This window comes from Pseudomonas sp. KH_021 (assembly GCF_057838865.1).
In genome coordinates this window covers 670,123-693,826 of sequence record NZ_CM174477.1, presented here as the reverse complement: position 1 = coordinate 693,826, position 23,704 = coordinate 670,123, and the positions used below count along the sequence as shown (strand labels likewise).

19 protein-coding genes and 1 pseudogene are annotated in these 23,704 nt (G+C 57.8%); 5 read left to right on the top strand and 15 right to left on the bottom strand.

What is annotated here, in order from left to right; translation table 11 throughout:
* Positions 1-47 precede the first annotated feature (47 nt).
* Together AC3IX4_RS03300 and AC3IX4_RS03295 are read left to right on the top strand one after the other, a co-directional pair.
* A complete protein-coding gene (locus tag AC3IX4_RS03300; protein ID WP_489259218.1) occupies positions 48-959 on the top strand; it encodes a histone deacetylase family protein in 912 nt (303 codons plus the stop codon).
* Positions 960-1,120: 161 nt separating this feature from the next.
* Positions 1,121-2,356 carry a TIGR03862 family flavoprotein gene (locus AC3IX4_RS03295; protein ID WP_489259217.1) on the top strand — a complete coding sequence of 412 codons (1,236 nt, stop codon included), beginning with the start codon at positions 1,121-1,123 and terminating at the stop codon, positions 2,354-2,356.
* Between the two features lie 44 nt (positions 2,357-2,400).
* Here AC3IX4_RS03295 and AC3IX4_RS03290 read toward each other — a convergent pair whose 3' ends face one another.
* From AC3IX4_RS03290 to AC3IX4_RS03265, 6 genes and pseudogenes are all read right to left on the bottom strand, one after another.
* A complete protein-coding gene (locus AC3IX4_RS03290; RefSeq protein ID WP_489261199.1) occupies positions 2,401-4,122 on the bottom strand; it encodes a phosphoinositide-specific phospholipase C-related protein in 1,722 nt (573 codons plus the stop codon).
* Between the two features lie 234 nt (positions 4,123-4,356).
* Positions 4,357-5,688 (bottom strand): RNA helicase RhlE1, encoded by a 1,332-nt coding sequence (gene rhlE1, locus AC3IX4_RS03285; RefSeq protein WP_489259216.1) that lies wholly within the window; start codon positions 5,686-5,688, stop codon positions 4,357-4,359.
* 55 nt (positions 5,689-5,743) lie between these two features.
* A pseudogene (locus AC3IX4_RS03280) lies at positions 5,744-5,857 on the bottom strand (drug/metabolite exporter YedA); the annotation flags it as partial.
* Positions 5,858-5,863: 6 nt separating this feature from the next.
* Positions 5,864-6,472, bottom strand: a complete 609-nt coding sequence (locus AC3IX4_RS03275) for a 3'-5' exonuclease (RefSeq protein ID WP_489259215.1) — start codon at positions 6,470-6,472, stop codon at positions 5,864-5,866.
* 21 nt (positions 6,473-6,493) lie between these two features.
* Positions 6,494-6,973, bottom strand: coding sequence for an NYN domain-containing protein (locus tag AC3IX4_RS03270; protein ID WP_166571570.1), 480 nt, complete (start codon positions 6,971-6,973; stop codon positions 6,494-6,496).
* Positions 6,974-7,121: 148 nt separating this feature from the next.
* Positions 7,122-7,853: a DUF2076 domain-containing protein gene (locus AC3IX4_RS03265; RefSeq protein ID WP_489259214.1), complete on the bottom strand. Its 732-nt coding sequence runs from the start codon at positions 7,851-7,853 to the stop codon at positions 7,122-7,124.
* A gap of 201 nt (positions 7,854-8,054) precedes the next feature.
* Here AC3IX4_RS03265 and AC3IX4_RS03260 point away from each other — a divergent pair, with 201 nt between their 5' ends.
* Both AC3IX4_RS03260 and AC3IX4_RS03255 read left to right on the top strand, forming a co-directional pair.
* The gene (locus AC3IX4_RS03260) at positions 8,055-8,720 is read left to right on the top strand and encodes a YciC family protein (protein WP_489259213.1); all 666 of its coding nucleotides are present in this window, start codon (positions 8,055-8,057) and stop codon (positions 8,718-8,720) included.
* A 60-nt stretch (positions 8,721-8,780) separates the two neighbouring features.
* Positions 8,781-9,857, top strand: coding sequence for an endonuclease/exonuclease/phosphatase family protein (locus tag AC3IX4_RS03255; protein ID WP_489259212.1), 1,077 nt, complete (start codon positions 8,781-8,783; stop codon positions 9,855-9,857).
* A gap of 122 nt (positions 9,858-9,979) precedes the next feature.
* On the opposite strand, the gene AC3IX4_RS03250 is transcribed toward AC3IX4_RS03255, so the two are convergent.
* From AC3IX4_RS03250 to AC3IX4_RS03240, 3 genes are read right to left on the bottom strand one after another with little or no spacing between them, the layout of a single operon-like run.
* A complete protein-coding gene (locus AC3IX4_RS03250; RefSeq protein ID WP_489259211.1) occupies positions 9,980-11,161 on the bottom strand; it encodes an MFS transporter in 1,182 nt (393 codons plus the stop codon).
* A complete protein-coding gene (locus AC3IX4_RS03245; protein ID WP_489261198.1) occupies positions 11,158-12,393 on the bottom strand; it encodes an ATP-grasp domain-containing protein in 1,236 nt (411 codons plus the stop codon). Before AC3IX4_RS03245 ends, AC3IX4_RS03250 begins: the two co-directional genes overlap by 4 nt.
* 56 nt (positions 12,394-12,449) lie before the next feature.
* Entirely contained in the window at positions 12,450-13,823 is a 1,374-nt protein-coding gene (locus AC3IX4_RS03240; RefSeq protein ID WP_489259210.1) for an FAD-binding oxidoreductase, read from the bottom strand.
* A gap of 184 nt (positions 13,824-14,007) precedes the next feature.
* Between AC3IX4_RS03240 and AC3IX4_RS03235 the strand changes: the two genes are divergently transcribed.
* A complete protein-coding gene (locus AC3IX4_RS03235) occupies positions 14,008-15,213 on the top strand; it encodes an ISL3 family transposase (RefSeq protein WP_489256731.1) in 1,206 nt (401 codons plus the stop codon).
* Here AC3IX4_RS03235 and AC3IX4_RS03230 read toward each other — a convergent pair.
* The 6 genes from AC3IX4_RS03230 to hrpB form a co-directional block, all read right to left on the bottom strand.
* On the bottom strand, positions 15,185-16,078 hold the full coding sequence (locus tag AC3IX4_RS03230; RefSeq protein ID WP_489259209.1) for a hypothetical protein: 894 nt from the start codon (positions 16,076-16,078) through the stop codon (positions 15,185-15,187). The genes AC3IX4_RS03235 and AC3IX4_RS03230 overlap by 29 nt on opposite strands.
* Entirely contained in the window at positions 16,071-16,811 is a 741-nt protein-coding gene (locus AC3IX4_RS03225; RefSeq protein WP_489259208.1) for an alanyl-tRNA editing protein, read from the bottom strand. Before AC3IX4_RS03225 ends, AC3IX4_RS03230 begins: the two co-directional genes overlap by 8 nt.
* A gap of 65 nt (positions 16,812-16,876) precedes the next feature.
* Positions 16,877-17,938, bottom strand: a complete 1,062-nt coding sequence (locus tag AC3IX4_RS03220; protein WP_489259207.1) for a pyridoxal phosphate-dependent aminotransferase — start codon at positions 17,936-17,938, stop codon at positions 16,877-16,879.
* The gene (locus tag AC3IX4_RS03215; protein WP_489259206.1) at positions 17,938-19,518 is read right to left on the bottom strand and encodes a phenylalanine aminomutase (D-beta-phenylalanine forming); all 1,581 of its coding nucleotides are present in this window, start codon (positions 19,516-19,518) and stop codon (positions 17,938-17,940) included. Before AC3IX4_RS03215 ends, AC3IX4_RS03220 begins: the two co-directional genes overlap by 1 nt.
* Positions 19,519-19,522: 4 nt before the next feature.
* Positions 19,523-20,545 (bottom strand): TauD/TfdA family dioxygenase, encoded by a 1,023-nt coding sequence (locus AC3IX4_RS03210; protein ID WP_489259205.1) that lies wholly within the window; start codon positions 20,543-20,545, stop codon positions 19,523-19,525.
* A gap of 560 nt (positions 20,546-21,105) precedes the next feature.
* Complete coding sequence (gene hrpB / locus AC3IX4_RS03205; protein ID WP_489259204.1) at positions 21,106-23,628, bottom strand: ATP-dependent helicase HrpB; 2,523 nt, start codon at positions 23,626-23,628, stop codon at positions 21,106-21,108.
* Between the last annotated feature and the right edge of the window lie 76 nt (positions 23,629-23,704).

Here is a 23,704-nt window from a genome sequence, read left to right as displayed (position 1 = left end):
TCGCAGCTGGCAAGATCGGGCATCTGACCACCCGATCTGAACTCAACATGCCGTTACCCCTGGTCTACCACGACGATTACAGCCCGGCGTTTCCTGCCGACCACCGCTTCCCGATGGACAAATTCCGCCTGTTGCACGATCACCTGATCGACAGCGGGTTGACCACTGAGCAGGACTTGCTGCGCCCGCAGATCTGCCCACCCGACATACTCGCCCTGGCCCATGATCCTATCTACATCGAGCGTTTCATGAACGGAGATCTGCCCCGCGAAGACCAGCGCCGCCTGGGCCTGCCCTGGAGCGAAGCGCTGGCCCGTCGAACCGTGCGCGCTGTCGGCGGCTCATTGCTGGCCGCCGAGCAGGCCCTGCAACACGGCCTGGCTTGTCACCTGGCCGGCGGTACCCATCATGCTCATTATGACCATCCGGCTGGTTTCTGCATTTTCAACGACCTGGCTGTCATCAGCCGCTACTTGCTTGAAAGCGGTGCCGTCAGCCGAGTGCTGATCTTCGATTGCGACGTACATCAGGGCGACGGTACCGCTCGCATCCTGGCCAATACCCCCGACGCCATCACTGTTTCCTTGCACTGCGAACAGAACTTTCCTGCACGTAAAGCCCAGAGCGACTGGGACATTCCCCTGCAGCGTGGCATGGGCGACGAGGAATACCTTCACGTTGTGGATAACACCCTGAATTACCTGCTGCCGTTGTATCAGCCAGACCTGGTGCTGTACGACGCTGGTGTCGATGTACACAAGGACGATGCGCTGGGCTACCTGCAATTGACCGACAGCGGCGTAGCCGACCGTGACGAGGCCGTACTGCGCCACTGCCTGGGGCGCGATATTCCGGTCGTGGGGTTGATCGGTGGAGGTTACAGCAAGGACCGACAAGCCCTCGCCCGACGCCATGGCATCCTTCATCACAGCGCACAAAAGGTCTGGGATAACCTCTAGTTACTCACAATCGCTGTGGAGCGGCCTGTGGATAACCTGAGTGAAAGACCGTTTCGCCCCGCGCAGTCGGGGCTTTGCAGCGACTGGTTATTTTTTGTACGGATGCGAACGGGCGTCCCTGAGGTAGAATGTCCGGCTCATTTCGCCACCTGCAGAACCCCATGTCCGACACCCTCCCTCCTCGCTCCTTCAACGTTGCCATTATCGGTGGTGGCCCGGCCGGGCTGATGGCGGCCGAAGTCCTGAGCCAGGCAGGCGTGCGTGTGGACCTGTACGACGGCATGCCCTCGGTCGGACGAAAATTCCTGCTGGCCGGGGTTGGTGGCATGAACATCACCCACTCCGAGGCTTATCCGGCCTTTGTCTCGCGCTACGCCGAACGCAGCGCCGAGATAGATCGCCTGTTGAGCCCTTTCAGTGCCGATGCCTTATGTCAGTGGATACACGGCCTGGGCATCGACACCTTCGTCGGCAGCTCTGGCCGCGTGTTCCCCACCGATATGAAAGCCGCACCATTGCTGCGCGCCTGGCTCAAGCGCCTACGCGATGCCAACGTGGTTATCCACACCCGCCACCGCTGGCTGGGCTGGAATGCCGATGGCTCACTGCGGATTGCCAACCCCGACGGCGAAACGGCGATCAAGGCCGACGCCACTGTGCTGGCGTTGGGCGGGGGCAGCTGGACACGCCTGGGGTCTGATGGCGCCTGGATGTCGTTGCTCGAAGCCCAAGGCGTCGAACTCAAGCCACTGCAACCTGCCAACTGTGGATTTGATGTAGAAGGCTGGAGCGAAGTGCTCAAGTCCCGATTTGCAGGCGCCCCGCTGAAGAACATCGCCTTGAGTATCGACGGCCAACCCCCTCGCCTTGGCGAGTGCGTGCTGACCGCCACCGGCCTTGAAGGCAGCTTGATCTATGCGTTGTCTGCGCAAATTCGCGAGCGCATCAACCAGACCGGCAATGCCACGGTTGCCTTGGACCTACTGCCGGGCAAGGCTGTGGATAAACTCGAAATGGCCCTGGCCAAACCCCGTGGTTCGCGCTCCATGGCCAAGCACCTGCACAGCCAGGTCGGGCTCGACGGCGTCAAGGCAGCACTGTTACGCGAACTGACGGATGCCGCGACCTTTGCCAACCCGGCCTCACTAGCGCGTGCGATCAAGGCCTTGCCAATTACCCTGGTACGCACACGGCCGCTGGATGAAGCGATCAGCAGTGCCGGTGGTGTGCCTTTCGAAGCACTGGACAAGCAACTGATGCTCACGGCCAAGCCAGGGGTATTCTGCGCAGGAGAAATGCTTGATTGGGAAGCACCGACCGGGGGGTATTTGCTGACGGCGTGTTTTGCCAGTGGGCGGATGGCGGGTGCAGGCGTACTGGAATGGCTACGCCGATAACATCGAGTTATCGGCGCAAACAACGCTTGGCCTGCCCGGTACAGCTACCTTGGCAGTAGGGTTGCAGACGAAATTTTCCCGTCCAACTGCTGGGTGCCATAACGCCTCACGCGAACAAACTCTGTGTCGAAATCACGCTCAAAGGAATGTATCGTTTGCGGCGTTGTAATGTCTTTTATAACGTCTATCCACACGTGCCCTTCGGAGCTGGAATTTTTCTTATCACCGTAGAAGAATAGGTAAGTACCCACTTTGGCCTTATAAATGACCGCTGACCTGGCCTCATCGTTGTCACACCCATAGCTCCCCGGGAAAACAAAATTCACAGACCTGCCCATGGGTATGGTGCACACTTTATTCTGAGAACCATTATTACCTTCGTACAATCCCACGCTGGCGTCCGAGAAGTCGTTGACATTTTCGTCTACCACGATGCGTGACACCTTGCCACCCAAGCCATTATTGCGGGAATAGACAATTGAGTAATCTGGCGTATCACGGTTGCTTTCAAAACTTCCAACGACCACACTTTCGGAAAAATGGATGTCCCGTTTAGTCACAATAGTGGCGACGTCATCTTCAGTATTCCCACTTGGACTGTCATACAGACGAATTCGTCGATTGGCGGGAACACCACGCAGAATCAGTGATCGCGCTTCGTCGTTTTCGCAGCCACTGCTGGGAAGTGTATAAGTCGCATTGGCGGCACTGATGACACAGGTCGTATCGCCATCCGAGTTACCATTATTCTGCTCATAAAAATAAATGCCACCGTCATTCAACGCCCGGACATAGGCCTGGGCGTCACCCGCGTAGTACCAATTCAAGGCAATATAATTGGGCCGCCGTACCGTCAAGAGGTTGGCCACTCTGCAATTACTCTGCACCCGGCGCTCAAGGTAGGTCAGATTATTATCTTTGTTGGCGGCATCCGTGCTCAACCCGGCGAGATACTGATGAAATTGGTTCATGACGAACAACCGCTTCCACAGCCTGTTTTGGACATTCTGCGTACTGATCGGAACATCGTTCCAACGCGAAGCACAACTCCAATCATGTTGAAATACACTATTACCTAGATTGTAGGTATTCTGAACTTGCCAGTCTTTATCAAATAAAATCTGGAACCGGTGCCCCCCGACGGTGTAAAGACCCGCATTGGCCGCCTTGCTGGTCATGATCACCAGGCGCTGACCTTTGTCGATCATTTGCTGCAATGTTGGCCAACTGTTTCCCGGATAATCATCAGGGTTGAAGATGTAACGGGCGACGCCGCCTTGCTCAATGGCACGCTGAAGCGCCTCGCGCGTTGAGTAATCTTCAAGAATAAAGCTCAGCACTTCATTGGGGCGACTATTTAAAAAAGGCAGAAACGTATTTCCCAACTTGTCTGACAGGCGTCCGTGCGCACAACTGCTCTGCCCATGGCACAACATCGCATCCCCCGAACTGGAAGAGTTGGCGATATCCAACATGAACCCCCTCACCCCTTCACTGAGTTGCCGAGCAACATCCCTGTCTCCTTGCTCATTCAAAAGCACCGAGTTATGAGTGGTCAACCAGCTGTATTCATTAAATGGACGATTTCGCGACCCACTCACTACACGAGGAGAAGCGTGCGCTTCAATGGAAGGTGCTGCCGATGCTTGCACTGCAGCGGGGGCGGGGGCGGAATCGACTGATGTATCCCTCAAGCACCCAGATAAAAAACAAATCACGCCTAAGACTAATGCACCACGATACAAATTTATTACGCGCACACCCATAACCTGACGCATAAAAACCCCACTCGAATGTTAATAACAAATGCAGCAGCGTCATCGCTGGTTACAGGATGACGTGTACATAACATGCGACTGAAATTTATGCAGGTCTAGCCCACAGAACTGTCAGGTTGATATTCAAGTAGTTTTAGAGTAGGACCCATCAAGAACTTATAAGCACTCATCAAACAGATCGAGGGCGCAGTGTGCATTTGCGCCCCCTTGGCAGTGAAATACTTAAGGCTTGCGTTTACGCGGCCCAGTATTGAACACCGGCACCTTGCGCACCGGCTTCACATCAGGCGCAGCCGCTGGCTCATCACCGCTGTCCATCCAACGTCCCAGGCTGCGCTTACCGCCCGTTTCTTTCGGCTTTTTCGGTTTCTTCGGCTTTTTCAGCACGGCACCACTGGCATCCGTCATCGGTACCCGGTGCTCAGGCACAAAGTCCGGTTCTTCATGGCGCGGCAGGGTCACGCGCGTCAGCGTCTCGATCGCCGCCAGCAGGTTCACTTCATCGGCGCACACCAGCGAAATGGCTTCGCCGGTAGACCCGGCACGACCGGTACGGCCGATACGGTGGATGTAATCCTCGGCCACGATCGGCAGGTCGAAGTTGACCACCAACGGCAGGTTTTCGATGTCCAGGCCGCGAGCCGCCACGTCAGTGGCTACCAGGATCTGCACTTGATTGGCCTTGAAACTGTCCAGCGCCCGTTGGCGGGTGGCTTGTGGCTTGTCGCCATGGATGCCGTCGGCGTTTACGCCCTGGGCCATCAAGCGGTCGACCAGTTGATCGACGCCATTACGGGTCTTGGCGAAGACCAGCACTTGTTTCCAGCGTTGCTTGCGCATCAAGTGGATAAACAGCTCAGGCTTGCGCTTTTTATCCACAGGCACGACCCACTGCTTGACGGAGCTGGCCGCCACGTTACGTGGGCTGACTTCGATGCTCAGCGGATCATTGAGCATGGTGCCCGCCAACAGCCGGATCGAATCGGAGAAGGTCGCGGAGAACAACAGGGTCTGACGCTTTTTCGGCAGGGCCGCGTAGATGCTGCTCAACTCCTCGGAGAAGCCCAGGTCGAGCATGCGGTCTGCTTCATCGAGCACCAGCACTTGCAGTTGCTGGAATTTCACCGCGTTCTGGCGGTAAAGGTCGAGCAGGCGCCCTGGCGTGGCCACCAGCAAGTCGACACCCTTGCGCAGTTTCATCATTTGCGGGTTGATGCTGACACCGCCGTACACGGCATAGGTACTCAGCGGCAAGTGTTCGGCGTATTCCTGGATATTGGCGTGAACCTGCTCGGCCAGCTCGCGGGTGGGCACCAGCACCAAGGCGCGTGCCGAGTTGCTGGCGACTTTGGCGCCTTCCATTGCCAAGCGTTGCAGCACCGGCAGGGCAAAGCCTGCGGTTTTGCCTGTGCCGGTCTGGGCGGCAGCCATAATGTCGCGACCGGCCAGTACAGCAGGAATGGCCTGCGCCTGGACCGGGGTCGGGGTGTTGTAATTCAAGGTTTGCAAGGCGCGCAGCAGCGGTTCGATCAGGCCAAGTTTGGCGAATGTCATCAGGTAATACCGTCGAAGAGTTCAGCAATGCGCGCAGTTTACCTGTCCCCCGCCCTTACTGCTTGCGCCATTGCGGTAAGCCGATCAACACCACCGCGCCGATGATCACGGCCATGGCCAGGCACTCCTCGGTGCCGATCTGCTCGCCAGCAAAGGCAATGCCCAGCATGCGGTGTCAGCCGCGGTGGCGGGCCAGGGCTTCGCGGATCTTGGCGGCTGGGACTTTCTGCAAGCTGCAGAACAGGGCATGGGAGACGTTGGCCAGGCCGTGAGTCTGGAGCAGTTCAGCGGCCAGGTGCTGGGCCAGGTTGGCGGCCATTTCGGCGTCGGCCATGGCACGGTGGGCCTTGCCGGTGTCGGGCAGGTTGGCAAAACGAGTGAGGGTGCCGAGCTTGTGGTTAGGTGCAGAAGGCATCAGGCGTCTGGCCAGCAACATCGAGCAGGCGAAGCTTTGAGACCGGCTGCGGCCGATCCGGCCCAATTCGAAATCCCAGAACTTCTGGTCGAACGAAGCATTATGGGCCAATAGAGGGGTGTCACCGACAAAGTCCGCCACCTCGCCCATGACTCGATCCACCGGCGGCGCACTACGCACCATCGCAGTGGTAATGCCGGTCAGGCTGGCGACAAAGCCAGGCACCGGTACGCCAGCATTCATCAGGCTCTGATAGCGATCCACGATGCGCCCGCGCTCAAGCATCACCACGGCAATTTCCGTGGCGCGGCAATAATCACTCGGGGAAATACCGGTGGTTTCAAAGTCGATGACGGCAATACGTTCCAACGGGCAAACCTCAACAGGGGGCTAGTTTTTCAACAACAGTGCGCCTTCGATCGGCACGTAACGGCTGGCGGCTCGAATCAACGAATTGGCGGTCAGGCCGGGTACGCCATAGGCCACTGCCTCCACGCCATGTTTCTGGATGATGCGCTCAAGCAGCAAATCGAAGTCGCCATCGCCAGAGGCCAGCACGACTTCGTCGACATGATCGGCGGCGTCCATGATGTCCAAGGTAATGCCCACATCCCAGTCGCCCTTGGCCGACCCGTCGCTGCGCTGGATATAGGGTTTGAGCTTTACCGTAAAACCCAGGTTACGCAGGATCTGCTGGAACTGCTGCTGACGGCTGTCACCCCGGTCGATGGCATAGGCATAGGCCTCGACGATCTCGCCGCGCTTGCCGATATCGGCCCACAGTGCGGCATAGTTGAAGTGGCAACCATAGGCCTGGCGCACGGTGTAATAGAGGTTTTGTACATCGGCGAACACTGCAATCTTTCTCACCGCACACCCTCATGGCGTCAAACGCGCACTGGCCGGCCAGCGAAACCCGGGCCGGGTCGGCCGACAGTATGCCAGTCTGAGCAAAGATAGGGGGAAAGTGCGCAGCAATGCCGCACCCGACAGGGCGCCGGGTGCGGTGTAGTCCGGGTCAGACGTATTCGTCGTCGGCGTAGTCGGTATCCATGAAACCGCCCTGGTCATTGCCAACATCGTTGTTGCTGACCATTTGTTGAGGCTGATCGCTGCCCCAACCGCCGCTATCGCTGGCTGGCGCTGGCTCTTCCTTGGTGACTTCAGCCACTTCCTCTGGCTGCGATTGATGGTTGAACAGACTGCTGATGCCTTGCGCCAGCATCACACCACCGGCCACGCCCGCCGCCGTTTGCAGGGCACCGCCCAGAAAACTGCTGCCAGCACGGGCAGGCGCGGCCTGCGGGTGTACTGCGTAGTTTTGCTGGGGAGCCATGCCCGGTGCCGCGCCGAAACTGCGTGACGGCTCACGCCAGCCTCCGCCACCGCTGGCAACCGGGGCCGGGCTTTGGACGGGTTGAGCGGCCGCTTGCGGGGCACGCGAGGGGCCGCCGAAGAGGCTGGAAAGAAAACCACCGCTGCTGGCAGCCGGTGCCTGGGCGGGCGCGGCTGCCTGGGCCTTGGCTTGGGCCAACTCGGCTTGCAGTTGCTTGTTTTGCTCATCCAGACGATTGAGCGCGGCTTCTTGCACCAGAATCGCCTGGGCCATGTAGTACGGCGCCGACGGCTGGGCGTGCAGGTGCTCGGTAATGCGTTGTTCGGCCTGAGCATCGCGTGGCGTGGACGGTGTTTCGGCTTGCTTGAGCCGGGCAAACAGTCCGTCGATCAGGGTTTGTTCTTCGCTGTGCATGGCGACCTCGTTAGATTGCCTTGGGGAAAATCGGGGGCTCTGTACGCTTCTGGCGCGGGCCAGGCATGAAAATGGGGGTAAAGGTGGCCGATTGAAAGGTCTTGATGATGAATCTTTTGTTAGCACGCGCCGCCTTGCAGTTGGACCCGCGCAGAGCATCGGCTACAGTGGCGGCCTGCTCCTTGTCTGCGATATCGACTGATGAATCCGCTCACCATTCTGCGTGACTCCCTGTATTTCTTCCGCCTCAACCTGGTGGCCATCGTGCAATTGTGCCTGCCCCTGGTGGTGCTCGAAGCGGTGACCAAGCAACTGGTCGATCAAGCGATCGGCACAGATGCGTCACCGGCCTACACCGTGCTGGTCGGCCTGCTGTTCTATCCGCTCTATACCGCCGCCCTGATCCTCTTTCTCGACGCGCGAAGCGAAGGCCGGCAACCCGCCAAGCGCGATTTGCTGGCGATGGCCCTGCGCCTGTGGCCAACCTTCGCGCTGCTGGCGATGATCAGCACCCTGTTGATCATGCTCGGCGTGTCGATGTTCGTGCTCCCGGGCCTGTGGGTGATGATCAAACTGGTGTTCGCTGAATACCTGCTGGTGCTGCGCGGCCTGACGCCGTTGGCGGCCATGAGGGCCAGCTTTCAGCTGACCCAGGGCCATTTCATCCGAATTCTCACCTGCATCCTCTGCGTGATGGCGCCGCTGTGGCTGCTCGACGGCCTGAGCATGATGGTCTACCCCGTGCCGCAGAACCCGGTGCTTTCGCTGGTGCTCGACAGCGTCATCAGTTTTCTGCAGCTGTTCACCAGTGTGGTGCTGTTCCGCCTGTTCATGCTCATTGACGACGCGGTGCCAGACCGCGCCTGACTTTGTCGCCAGCGTCGCGCTCGGTTATGCTCCAGAGCATTGCACCAATAAGCCGAGCCGATGATCCGACTATTGCGCAACGCCCTGCTGAGTTTGCTGATCCTTTGCGCCCTGCTCGGGCTGCTGGCCTGGAAACTTGCCTGGCACCCCGAGCCCCGCCAAGCCGTGCCGGTGGCCTGCTCTGGTGCCGCGCCGCCGCTGGAAGCCGGGCAGACACTGAAGGTCATGACCTGGAACGTGCAATACCTGGCCGGCAAGAACTACACGTTCTGGTACGAGCAGGAAGGCGGCGACGACCGCCCCAGCTTTGAGGACCTGGCCTATAACCTGGATGAAGTTTCACGCGTCATCCGCGACGAGCACCCGGACATCGTCTTGCTGCAAGAGCTGGACAACGGCGCCAAGGCCACCGACTACCAGGACCAACTCGCCTTATTGCGCGAGCGTGTAGTCGACCTTTACCCTTGCAGCGTCCAGGCCTACGACTGGAAGGCTGACTTCGTACCCAACCTACATATTTTCGGCGCTGTCGGCCGTACGCTGGCAACCCTGAGCCGATATCCGATCAAACAGGCCGAGCGCCTGGAATTGCCGCGTGCCGACAGCAGTCTGCTAACTCGTCTGTTCCAACCTCACCCGACAGTGCTGGCCAGCTACCTACCCCTACAGGACGGCGGCCAATTGGCCGTGCTCAATACCCGATTGGAGCGTCATATCCCTGGGCAGGATATTCAGCGCCAACAAGTACAAGTGCTTGAGGGGATGCTCGACAAATTTGAAAGCCAGGGCACACCGTGGCTGCTGGGCGGCGATTTCAACTTGCTACCACTGGGGCAACACCGGCGCCTGACGCCTGTGCAGCGCGGGCAGTATTCACCCGACAGCGAACTGCACCTGCTCTGGGACAAATACCCGATGATCCCGAGCAACCCCGAGGCCAGCGGCGCCGAGCGCGCCGACTGGTTCACTCACTTCCCCAACGACCCCACGCTGCAAGCGCCGGATCGCACGGTTGACTACCTGTTCCACAGCCCGCGGATTCTGCGGCAAATGGCACAGGTTCGACAGAATGACAGCCTGCGCATCTCCGATCACCTGCCCCTGCTGGCACGTTTTCAACTGCCGCCCAAACCCTGATGCTACCGGCGCTCCGCGGTGACTTCATCGCGGGCAAGCCCGGCTCCTACACATATACGCCGCACATTCTTGTAGGAGCTGGGCTTGCCCGCGAGAGGCCGCCCTTGACACCCCGCGATGGCTTAAACCTGAGCGGACCTCTGCTCGATGTCGATGCCGATAAGTGGGCGCTTGAGCGCAATCGATACCCATGCCCCCGCGGCTGCGATGACGCATGCGGCAAATCCCAGCAGGAAGGACATGAAGCTGAGCTCCTGCGCGACAGCCAGAAGTCCGAGCACAGCTGCGGTTGCTTCGGCAGCGCCCCAGACACATGTCTGAACGGCCATCGCAACAGAACTGCGTCCTCTCCATATTTTAACCGCCTGGGCTTGGTACAACGGGCCACAAATCATCTCGCCGACAACGATAAACACCACCACGACAAACAGAACTGCCTGCGCCTGCGACGAAATGGTCAACAGCAGGCATCCCGCACCGATCAACACGTTGGAAATGATGACGCGCCACAGACGCGAGACACGCTGCGAAAGCGACGTGATGTAAACCTGGCTGCAAATGATGATGCCGCTGGCCACCAGGAAAAGCACGCCCACCAGTTCACTGGAGAAGCGCTCGGTCGCATAGGTAGGAAATACGTAATAAAACTGCGCATAGCCAATCATGGTCAGAAAGTTGATTGCCAGGAATGCAACAACTTTGGGGGAAGCCTCGGATTCACCCATCGAGGAAGAACGATCGGCAAACTCCAGACCTGCTGAACGTGCCACCTGCGGAATCAGCGTGGTGGAAGCCGTGGCAAGCACACCTAACAACAATGGCAGAGCCACAAACCAGTACCCGGTGCCTGCGAGTATCAACGACGCAACGAAGGGGGCGATCCCGGCACCAGCGTTCGCTGCAACATTTTCGTAGGAGAGCACGCGCTCGTGCTCGCCCTCACGAAAGTACTGAACGATGTAGGAAATCTGCGAAATCGTGGCGAGCGAGTTGGACACGCCGAACACCACGACCAGCACGACCCAGATGAAGACGTTTGTGATGCCCATCGAGGCCGTGACCAGCATCAATAGCGCCGCCACCGCCACGCCCAGTAATGCGAGGGCAATTTCCCGACGGCGATCAATCTTGTCCAGAATGCCTTGAAAGGCCAGTGCACCAATGCGGTTTGAAACAATCGCAAACCCGACAACAATGCCGGCAGCACTGGTACTGAGCCCTACGGCAGCATCGAGCCAGATAGCCATGAATGGATAGAAGCAACTCCAGGCGGCGGACGAAAGAAACCGGACGAAGTAAATCATTTGAATACCGGGCTTCTAGGACCGCGATCCGTATGGACAAGCACCTGGCCTATTTCGCGCGCGACGACTTCTGCATAGCCGGTGAGCATGCCAATCCAGGCATAGTCAGACGTGCCGATGGGTTGAATTACGCTGCCGACGCTGGCTATCGGCGTGTGGATTGACGCAATTGGCGGAATCTCCCAGCCATACACGATGGCTTCGTGGTCCAGGCAATACCAGTAGCTCAAGGTCTGCCGACACGCCTCGACAGGCGTGTATTGAAGCGGGGCATCCAGCAAGTCCAGTGGCAGCAGCGCAACGTGTTGCAGGACCGTTGCAGGCGCCAGGTCATAGGCCAATGCAATTTGCTCGACGATGCTCGCGCCACCGAGACGCCCCATGTTGGCGTCAATCAGATACGCTGTGGATTCTGTCGCGATGAACTCGCAATGAAAGAAGCCATTATCAAACGCCGAACGGGAAATCAGATCGCGCACAGCCGTCTCGATTTTCGAACGCACGGACCAGGCGATTTGGGCGTCGGCCGGAAACTGATTGACGACTTCAGTGAACCCGACACGATCGCGCCTGGACAGTCCAAGGAAGACAACCCGCCCATCCTGGGCAAAGCCCTCCATGCTGACGAGGTCCCCTACGCAATGGGCCTGGACAATCCACGCAATGCTTTGCGGGTCATCGATTCCGCTCTCTAGGATGGCCGATCTGATCACACTGGCAGGGTCAACATCCGCGGCAATCGAAAGCATGGTGGTTGCCACCGCGCCGGAACCGACCGAGGGTTTGAGAACCACGTCATTTTGCTGACCGGGTGTCAGCCAGGGAATGATAAAGTCTCCACCCGCCAGAGACACACAGGACTCGGCGGGAACGTGCTCCGATATCAAACTGCCCACGAACTCCTTGGATGACAGTTTTGCAAAAACCGCAGGAGGCGCATTGAAGCCCAACTCCTCGGCAATCGCAGAGACCACAGGGAACAGCTCGTCAAAGAACGTTGTAATACTGTGGATTAAGCCAACAAGCGCTGGATTGGACTTCAAGTAACCGGACAGGGCGTCTTTGTCGGTAAAGGCAGGAATACAGGTGACCCCTTCAAATACGCTTTTGGCGGCCCCGTGAAAACCTGAAGGGTCAATGGACAATATCGGCTCAAAGCCTGCACTGCGGATTGCCTCACACACATACTTGATGGAGACTTTGTTAATACCCACTATCAAAATATGACGCATATCTTTCAAATCCATCCTTAAAAATGAAATAACGACGGTTATTGAGCATCAACGTTCTACGAGTGATACATCTTGCCGGGGTTGAAGATGTTCTCCGGGTCCAATGCCGATTTGATTGCCTGCATGAATTGCAGCGCCGCGCCATGTTGTGCCGACATCCACTTCAACTTTCCTTGCCCTACGCCATGCTCACCACTGACCGTGCCGCCGAATGACAACGCGCGACTCGACAACCGACTGAGGAACGCCTGGATCTCCAGACTTTCGTCCTCCCCCTCATCAAGCATGATCAGCAGGTGGAAATTACCGTCCCCGACATGGCCGATAAGCGGTGCGTCGAGCCCGGAGGCGGCAATGTCGGCCGCAGTCGCGTTGATACAGGCGCTCAGGCAAGACAGCGGAACACAGACATCTGTGGCCAGACCCTTGCGCCCCTTGTAGAACGCGTGAAATGCCCACCAGGCATCATGTCGGGCTTTCCACAAGGCCGTGCGCTCTTCAAGACTCTCGGAAATTCTGACCTGACCGCCGTACTCACCCGCGCAGTCCTTGAACAGTTCAATGCTGCTGGCGACCGTGGACCGATCCCCATGAAACTCCAGAAAAAGATGCGTCGTTTCCACCAGGCCCAGCGCGGGGGAATAGGCATTGCAGGCACGGACAGCCGTTACATCCAACAGCTCGATCCGTGCAATCGAGAGGCCTTGGCCGAGGGCGCTTGCCACTGCCTGTACGGCGTTGTCGACCGATTCGAACGAACAGACGCCCGCGACGATGGCCTCAGGCACCGAATGCAGCCGGACTTCCAGCTCACTGAATATTCCAAGGGTGCCCTCGGAACCTACAGCAATCGCCAGCAGATCCAGGCCCATGGCCGATTTTGGCGCTCGGGAGCCGATTTGCGCCACGGCCCCATCCGCCATGATCCAGCGAGCGGCTTTGACATTGGCAGCCATCGTCCCGTAGCGAACCGAATTGGTCCCCGATGCACGCGTTGCCGCCATACCGCCCATGGAGGCGTTTGCGCCAGGGTCGACGGAAAAGAACAGCCCCGTCTCACGCAAATAACTGTTGAGTTGTTCGCGGGTGACACCCGATTCAACAGTGGCGGTCATGTCGGTCACGTTCACTCCGACAATCGCGTTCATTTCCGAGCAATCGATACAGACACCACCACTTGGCGCGTTGATTTGCCCTTCGAGGGATGAGCGCGCACCCGCCGGGATCACCGCAACACCGTATTCGCGACAGAGCCTTACAATTTGGACGATTTCCTCTTCACTGCGAACGGTCACAACGGCATCGGGAGGACTCAGTTCAATACCGGGGGGTGCCTGGCAGAATTGTTGCCGGATACTTTGTTCAAGCCTTAAACGCTCGCCAAACAACTGACGGAGTTTTTCAACAACTTGAGCATTCATTCGTCTCATGTCTATTCACTCCTTGATTTTTTTGCTCCCTCGGGCCGCACGCCCGTCGTACTCCGGACGGCCAGATACAATCAACCCGAAAAAATAAGGTTCTTCACGGAATCCTGGGAAATAGACAAAAAAGAACGGCGATTTGACCGATGATGTTCGTGCGAGCAAACCCATCAACCAAACCGCCGTTCTCATGCCAGATATTAATACGATCCTGCCTTTTTGGGATGGATTTTCTGTGGCTTCCGCCCAAGTCGTTGGCGGCTCTCTCCAGATCAACCTAACCCCTCGACCTAATCAGATTCCTCTTTGCAGCGGCTGCCTCAAGCCCTGCCTTGCTGTCCACGACCAGTCAGAGCGATCCATTCGGGATCTGCCAATTCTTGGCCACCCTGTCACGCTTACCGCTGTTTTTAGACGCCTGCGTTGCCTGGACTGCGGGACTCGGATGGAGTCGGTCAGTTGGCTTGATCGGTACGCCAGGCTTAGCGCAAGGCTTTGCCAAGCGGTCATCAAAGCCTGTCGCCAGATGGCAACGCTCCATGTCGCTCAACTCTTTGGCCTGCACTGGGAAACAGTGCGCGTCCTGGAGCGTCGCGCGCTTGAGCAAACATTGCATGAACTACCCGAGGCCGAGCCCAAGCGCTTGGTGATGGATGAGTTCGCCTTGTTCAAGGGGCATCGCTACGCCAGCGTGATCTTGGATGCCGATACGCGTCGCGTTTTGTGGGTGGGTGAAGGGCGCAGCCGGATAGCTATACGCTCGTTTTTCGAGGATCTGGGGCCAGAGCGGTGTTCACAAATCGAAGCGGTCGCCATGGATATGAATACGGCCTTCGATCTGGAAGTGAAACATCACTGCCGCAATGCGCGAGTGGTCTACGACCTGTTTCATGTCATCGCCAAATACGGTCGTGAAGTCATCGACAGGGTACGAGTCGACGAGGCTAACCGACTGCGCCATGACAAACCGGCGAGAAAGGTGGTCAAGCAGGCCCGCTGGCTCTTGCTGCGCAACCCCGAAAATCTGAAGAGCCAAGAGCAGCAGGTACATCTGCAGGATTTATTGGATGCCAATCAGTCGCTGATGACGGTCTATATCATGAAGGCTGAGCTCAAAGCGCTATGGTCGAGCGAAACAGCGTGGGAATGGCGTAGGGCGTGGAAACAATGGATGGGGCATGCCAAGCAGAGCGGCATTCCTTCGTTGATCCAGTTCGCGAAAAGGCTGAGCGGTTACTGGCGAGGCATTTTGAGCAGAGTTCGATGGCCAATGCACACAGGCCAACTAGAGGGGATCAACAATCGGATCAAGGTCATCAAGCGAATGGCTTACGGCTACCGGGACAGCGCATTTTTCTTCTTGAAGATCAAATGCGCTTTTCCCGGCAATCCGTGAAGAACCAAAAATAAGGCTGGGCACCTGAATCTTCCAACTGACGGCCTGATTTGTTATGCACTTCAATAACAGAGAAAAGATCCACAAGACGGTCCTGAATCTGTTCTATTTCTGTGTCTTTGAGTGTCACCATCGAGCTGTATTTAAAAGAACCTGAAACATCGAAATACTCACTTTTCTCAGGTTTTAGCAGTGATCGATCCACTTCGTGGCGCAGGAACTGATCCTTCAATTTCAACGCATCAACCGTTCTTGGCATCCTCAGCATTGGTGCATGCCGAACAAATGGGGCGTCAGGTGTTGTTCGCTCTTTGGAGACCAGGTTCAGAAACGCTTCGGTACTTTGATCATAGGCAAGACCGATCTGCTGGCACACCAACTGGATTTCAGCCACGGAGGCACTGTCCACCATGTAGAGATAAGTCATCAACGGCAGCAGTTCGAAGTTTGCCTCAAACGCCGCAATCACCTCTTCGGTGACGATGAATTCACGCTCATACCGGCTTAAACTCAGCGCCCGTCGCAAGATTTTGGAGTCGTGTTCCCTCAGCGCAAGCCGGGAAGAAAAATCCGTGACCTCGACGCCTTTGCCAAACAACATCTCGTGGACGTTAGCCGGCAACAAGTCTCTGAAGTAATGCCAAAAATAATCAAAACTGATTTTGCTGGCAGCGTCAATTCCAATGTGATCATGTAATTCGACGGCAGCATCAATACTCAGGTACTTCCTTCCAGCCTCAACATCTCGATAGTAATTGGCCGAAAATGGAATATTGACCTCATCGAGAAACGTGGAAATCTTCAGGTGCCCCGCTTCGATCCGAAACTGCATCAGGAACGCACCAAACGCTCGTTTGCTATCCAAGCTCTTCAGCCTCTTTCGACAAAGTGATAACCACTCTGGTCGTATTTTTCTTGATTTTCATACTAGAAGTTACCACGCCTATTTCTTGCGTATTACGCACATGAACGCCCCCACAGGGGATTGACCAGCTTTCGCATTGCCACCAACGAAATCCCTGTCCTTTACTGATATCCGCTTTCGTACGAATCTCATGACTTGCAGAGCAAAACTCGTTCAAGGCGTCTGTCGCCCGCCTCAGACAGTCTTCGTCGAACTCTCCGACAAACTCGTATTGATTCTCTCCATCGTCGTCGCTCAACGGAGAGCGTACCGGGTGTGAAACTGACCGCCCGAGCGTCTGTTCAAGCATGCAATGCATCAAGTGCATCGCTGAGTGAAGACGCATCTGATGATATCGCAATGACCAATCAAGCATGGCGGTCGCCTGCAAGCCGATCACGCGCTCCTGCAGTTGCGTAAACACCTCGTCGTCAACGCCCAGGTAATGCCTGATCTGATCATTCCTTTTTTTCGTCGAGACGATCTCCAGCGTCCGCAGAGCCTCACCCTCCCCTGCGACTAGGACGTTCAACAAACCTCGATCTCCGAGCTGTCCGCCTCCTTGCGGGTAGAACACTGTCTTGCCAAGGAGCGCAAAAGGAAGACCGGCGTCGTCGCGTTCAAGCAAATCGACTCGACATTCCAGTTGCTTCAAGTACGGTTCTTCGTGAAACAAAGGCAGCGTCTGGCTCATTTTCACCTCGAATAAGGTCCCACTGAATTGCGTTGGAAGGCATGGGGAATAACCGGCTGCTGGCCTCAGTTGGGCACCATGGTTTGCAGTTTTTTCCTCAGTACATCGCACAGCCTGGTCATCTGCGCCTGGCTCCCGAACGAGATCCGCAGGCATGTATCAAGGCCATAATCGGTCAACTGCGACGTCAGGAAGCCTTCACTCTCCAGGTGGCCATACAAATCCTGGCAGCATTGCTGACTGGCGCACTCGACGAATACAAAGTTGACGTACTGGCTTCTGGCTTGAATTCCATGGGCCTTGAACAGACTCACGATTTCCTGCCCCCAGGCCTGACAGTGCGCCGCGGTCTTGTCCAGATGATCGGAGTCCTGCAGGACGTATTCTCCGGCAAGGGCGGAACACGAACTGACGTTGTACGGCGCGCGCCGCGCTTGCAGCACCGGCACCAGATCGGCGCTGGCATAAGCCCAGCCGAGTCGTAGTCCCGCAATGCCGTACGCCTTTGAAAAAGTTCGCAGGCATATCGAGTTTCCCCGGGCGTTGACGATCTGAATACCTGCAGAGTTTTCCCGATCCGGCGCAAACTCTGCGTACGCTTCATCGATGATGACCGTCGTATTTTTCGGAATCGCAGCTACCAGCGATAACAGCTGCGATGGCAATAGATAGTCGCCCAGAGGATTGGATGGATTCACCAGGACCACGACGTCCGGTTTTTTCTCTAGGGCAAGATTCAGCGCCGTCTCGTAGCCCTCACCGGCGCTCGGGGATATCTCGCTATAATCGGCCCCCAGCAGCGCTGATCTGATTTTGTACATCTTGAAGCTATGCTGCAGCGCCACGATGCGGCTGCCTGGCTTCAACAGACTGCGCAACGCGATATCGATCAACTCATCGGAACCCGCTCCGATCACCACGTGCTCGGGATCAACGCGCCAGCGCTCGCCGATTGCCGTGCGAAGAGACTTGTAAGTCACCTCAGGGTATTCGCTCAGCAGGGTCGGCATCGACCTGCACAAATGCAGCGCCAGGCTAGACGCGCCCAGCGGATTTTCGTTAGCGTGCAGTCGGACACTTTCGGTGACCGCTCCTGCGAACACATTGTCCTGTCCTGACGAACTCATCACCTGTGCCCCCCAAGAACCTGGGCCACGATCTTTTCCAGATACCCGGTCAATGCCACATCATGATCAAGAAAAGGAATATGTTCACGCACTCGCGCATGCCAGGCACGGCCCTTTGGCCCCAGTTTGGCGCTGCCCCTGATATCGGCAGCTTGGGCCGCACAGATCAATTCGAAAGCAAGGACGTATCGCGTGTTCTGCAGCACCTCGGTCACGCGACGCGCGGCGACAAGGCCGAATGAAACCACGTCCTGGAAATCGCCTGTGGTGGTCAGGGTTTGGATCGAGACCGGCGTTGCCAGCGAACGGTTTTCTGCCGTCAGGGAAGCCGACATGAATTGCCCGCCCATGAGGCCGAAACGCAGACCACCGTTTTCCTCACACAGAAATGAAGGGAGGCCATTGCTATTGGCTTTTGTCAGGAAGCGATCAATTCGGCGATCGGAAAGGTTGCACAGGGTGATGACGGAGATCGTCAGGTAGTCCATGGCCGAAGCGATGTACTGCCCGTGAAAGTGCCCATTGTGAAAAACCTGGCCATTTTCTGGCGTGATCAAGGGGTTATCGTTTGACGAGTTCAGTTCGTTGGTGACCACGCGTTCGACGAACTCGATGGTTTCCAGAACCGGTCCCAGAATCTGCGGCGTGCAGCGAATGGAATAGGCATCTTCGATGGGCATGTCTTCCTGGCGCACCTGGTCTGTGCGCAGAGCGCTGAGTTGCGACGAGAGCTGAAGATCGTCAATCGCCAGTTCCGAGCCCTGAAGATCGGTCCAGATGGCCGCGGCAATTTCTTGCTGGCCCAAGTGCGGTTTCAACTGGTGAACGTCAGGGTGGAAAGGACGTACCCGAGCCTGTAACGCTTCGAAAGAGAAGGCGGAAATCGTGGTGTATTGCTCAAGCAGTTCTCGGGCTTCGACCACATTCATCGCCGCGACCGCGACCATGCAGGAAGTGCCGTTGATCAGCGCCAATCCTTCCTTGTAACTCAAGTGAAGCGGCGCCAGGCCCAGTTGCTCGAGCGCTTCAGCCGCCGGAACCCGGGCGCCATCAAGATAAGCATATCCGTCCCCGGTCATCATCCGTGCGACAGCCGCCAGCGGCCCCAGGTCGCCACTGGTACCCAAAGAGCCCTTGCTCGGAATTTCGGGAATCAGTCCAGAGTTGTAAATGGCGATGTACCGATCAAAACTCTCCAGCGAGAGCGCCGAGTTGCCGCGGGACAAAGATATGATTCGCGCAAACATCGTTGCGCGGGCCACGCTGTCCGGAAATCGCTCACCGACGTTTGTCGAGACGCCCTGAATCAAATTGGATTGAAGTTCGTGGGCTTTCTCGATTGGTACCAGGTGGTCAACGAAGCCGCCCATTCCGGTATTCACGCCATAAATGACCGCCCCTTGAGCGACGAGCTTTTCCAGGGCTTCTCTCGACGCCTGAACCCTTTGCCGGGTGGCTTGCGATGCGATCACTGTTTTTCCGGGTCGGGCATACTCGATCAGGTCCTTGAGGCTGACATCGACAACGGGAGTCAGCACAAACGCGTTATCCGACGTGAAGTTTTTTTCCTGAATCGTCATTTTTTCATCCCCGGACTAGGTGTGACTGTTCGTCCGCCCAATCGGCGATGATCACGTTGATTGTCCTGTTGCCCGAAAATGCGCGCCGACCGTGCGCATACTGGAAATTATCGAGCAGTAGAATATCGCCCTCCTCCAATTCGACATCTCGCTCCACACTTCTGACGGTGTGGAACAGCTCGAGGGTGAGATCTTCCGGAAGCGGTTCACCGTCACCAAAACACATGGTTTCCAGCAGTTCCGGATTGTTGCGCTGCGCCTTTACCAGTTCACTCGCGTCCTGTTCCCGACCATCGATACGCGCCCATTCGATCATGGCGGTCGCGCCCCAGAAGTGCGCTTGATTGCACCAGATGTCTGCGGCTTTGCGCGGATGCCGACGCATCGGGGAAATACAGTCCTGCCAGAGGACCAGGTCGTCGCCGATCCATTCGAAATCCCAACCCCGCGCCCGGCACAGCACTTCTGCCTTGGTCGTACTGGGGGTGGAAAATGTCTCCTGCCAGCTTTTCTTCACCCCGGGCTTGAGATTCACCCGCGCCTCGCCGGGTAAGGTCCTGCGCAATTTAAGGCCGCGTTCAGTCAGTTGATTCAATGTCGTTCGGTCAACCAGCTGCTCCAGGTTACGCATGTCCCCGACCACGGATTCACCACCCTTGCCGGCAGGCTCCACGCATACGAAGGCGATGATTTCTGGCGGATTCTTTATATAGGCCATTTCCTGGTGAAGGATGACTGACCAGTCGGGAGGTGTGCGGGTCGCTTCCATGACCTTGCCCTGAATCGTCGAGCGTGGAGAGCTGCCACCAACGTAATCGCGAGCCTGAAAACCCAGTGCGCCAACGGCCTTTTCAAACACGCCAGGATCCCTGCACGCATTGGCACCGCGAATGACAACAGCGCCCTCACTCAGCAGCTGTGCATGGATGTCGTGCGCGGCCTCTGAAAAACAGCGTCCCGGATCGGCATAGGCGCCGACCACGAAATCGAATGCCCTTTCTGTATTGCAGTCCTTCACAGTCATCATTCTTCACGTCCCTGGAATCGTTGGCATGTCCAAGTACGATGCATTAAATACTTTTCCTCATCTACAAATTCAACAAATAGAAATATGTTTCTTTTGATAGATTCTTTTCAGCTGCATACGCAGTATCGCCGCACGCCGCGTCGATAAAACAACCCAACTTATTGATAAATATTAAGAATAATCTGAAGGATCATAAGCCGTATGACCGTGAAAAACCCCCACTCACCCGCTACATGCATCGGCGCTTCAGCAGGCCCCTTCTCATGAGCGGACCCAAAGCGCGCTCAGGCGAGCTGAAACGCAGTCTGAAAAATCGAAATATTCAATTGATCGCCCTGGGTGAACAGGACGTCATGCTGCGCTACGCATCCAGATAGTTGGTGACTAAGGACGAGGCAGATCCGCAGCATGAGCCATGACCCGTAGGACATGTCCTTTATCTGCTCTACACATAATACGCCGCACATTCTTGTAGGAGCTGGGCTCGCCCGCGAGAGGCCCTACCTGATCCACCGCAATGGCCTCATCGCCGGCAAGCCGGGCTCCTACATTCGGTGCTTCTACCGGCGCGGTTTGGCCCTTGCTGTGGCTTCGGCCACCAGAGGGTCATCAGGCCAGTAGTGCTTGGGGTATCGCCCCTTCAAGTCTTTCTTCACCTCTGAATAGGTGGTTCGCCAGAAGTTGGCCAGGTCCTGGGTGACCTGCACGGGACGACGTGCCGGTGAAAGCAAATGCAGTAGAACCGCCTGCCGACCACCCGCGATGCGCGGCGTTTCGGCCAGGCCGAACAACTCCTGCAATCGCACCGCCAAAACAGGCGGCTGTTCGCTGTAGTCCAGGCGAATCGAGGAGCCTGAAGGCACGTTCAAGTGTGAAGGCGCCAACTCTTCCAGCCGCTGCGGCAGCGGCCAGGGCAACAGGTTGCGAATCATCGACCCCAGGTCCAGCTGAGCGAAATGACTCAGCCGCGTGACCTTTCCCAGATAAGGCTGCAACCAGCTTTCCAGGTTCGCCAGCAAGGCGGCGTCGCTGACATCCGGCCAATCGGTGCGGCCTTGTGCATCCAACTCCAAGCGGCGCACCAGCGATACCCGTGCCTGCCACTGGCGCAGTTCTGGTGTCCAGTTCAACAGTTCCAGGCCTTTGCGTCGTACCAGCCCCAGCAGCGCCTGACTGCGCGCCGCCTCGTCAAGGCCCGGCAATGGCTCGCGGCTGAGCACCAGCTCACCGACCTTGCGCTGGCGCTCGGCACGCAGGGCATTTTCACGCTCGTCCCAGTCCAGTTGATCGACCACCTTGACCTGCTCGGCCAGCACCGTGTCGAACAGCGCCGGATCCAGCTCGGCGGCCAGATAAATCCGCTCCTCGCGTTGCCCCTGGCGGCTGCCGAGGTCGGCCACCACCAACCAGGGCTCTTTCATCAGCGCATCAGCCTGAGCGAACTGCGCGGCGCGACCATTGGCCAGACGGTACTCGGCGCCACCAGGCTTGCGTTGCTGGGCGACACGGTCTGGATAAGCCAGCGCCAGCAAGGCGCCGAGCCAGCGTGGGTGATCAGGGTCCGCCACGGCGCGGGAGGACTTGCCACGTAAGTAACCCCGGTATTGCCGCGCCAATTGTCGTGCCCTCTGTACACCGCCCTGGCTGCCACGGGCGCTTCGAGTTTCGCCGCTGAGCACGGCCAGTCGGCTGTGCAAGTCGGCGCCTCCGTCGCGAAGAATGTCGCGCTCGCCCAACAAGGCGGCGACATCGCAGGCCATGCTGGCCAGGCCAAGGTCCTGGCCGCGCAACAACAGATGGGCGATACGCGGGTGTGCCGGCAAGCCGGCCATCGACTGGCCGTGCGGGCTGAGCGCGCCTTGGGCAGATGCCAGTGCACCCAGGCGAACCAACAAGTCCTGCGCCTGGGCATAGGCCGCTGCAGGGGGCCCATCGAGCCAGCGCAACTGGCCGGGCGTCACGCCCCAGCGTGCCAACTGCAAGGCCAACCCCGCCAGATCCGCCTGGAGGATTTCCGCCGTGCCATAGGCTGCCAATTGCTCGTGCTGTGCTTCGGACCACAGCCGATAACACACGCCCGGCTCCAATCGGCCCGCCCGCCCAGCCCGCTGGGTAGCACTGGCACGGGAGATGCGCTGGGTGTCGAGCCGAGTCATGCCGCTGCCAGGGTCAAAACGCGGCACACGCGCCAGGCCTGCATCGATGACCACCCGGACGCCGTCGATGGTCAGGCTGGTCTCGGCAATGTTGGTTGCCATCACCACCTTGCGCTGGCCAGCGGTGGTCGGCTCGATGGCCGCCCGCTGGGCCGCCAGATCCAGCTCACCGTGCAACGGGCAGAGCAGGATGTCGCTGCGCTGGCCGAGCGCATCCGCCAATTGCTGATGCACCCGACGAATCTCGGCCTGCCCCGGCAGAAACACCAGCAGGCTGCCCGTTTGCTCATCAATCGCCTGGAGCACCGTATCCACCACCCGAGGCTCGATAAACTCACCCGGCTGAAACGGCCGCCCCCAGTTGATCGCCACCGGGTACATGCGCCCTTCGCTGCTGATTACCGGTGCATCATCGAGCAGCGTCGACAACCGTTCACCTTCGAGGGTGGCCGACATCAGCAGGATTTTCAGCGGCTGATCGTCGCGAAACAACTCACGGCCATTGAGGCTCAGGGCCAAGGCAAGATCAGCGTCCAGACTGCGCTCATGGAATTCGTCGAAGATCAGCAAACCCACGCCTTCCAGCGCCGGGTCGTCCTGCAATCGACGGGTCAGAATCCCTTCGGTCACCACTTCGATACGGGTATTGGGGCCGACCTTGCTGTCGAGCCGAATGCGGTAGCCGACCGTTTCCCCCACCTTTTCGCCCAGCTCGCTGGCCAGTCGCTCGGCGGCTGCACGGGCCGCGAGGCGACGCGGTTCGAGCATCACGATGCGCTGGCCGGCCAACCACGGCTCATTCAACAGCGCCAGTGGCACACGGGTTGTCTTGCCCGCGCCGGGAGGCGCTTCGAGTACGGTTTCATGACGTTCGGCAAGCGCCTGGCGCAAAGCAGGCAAAACGGCATCAATCGGCAAAGAATTCATGGTAGTCCTCAAACAGTGCGCCGAGTATAACGGCGAACCGAGCCCGTCTTATCATGGTCTTAGCTATAGGTGCAGG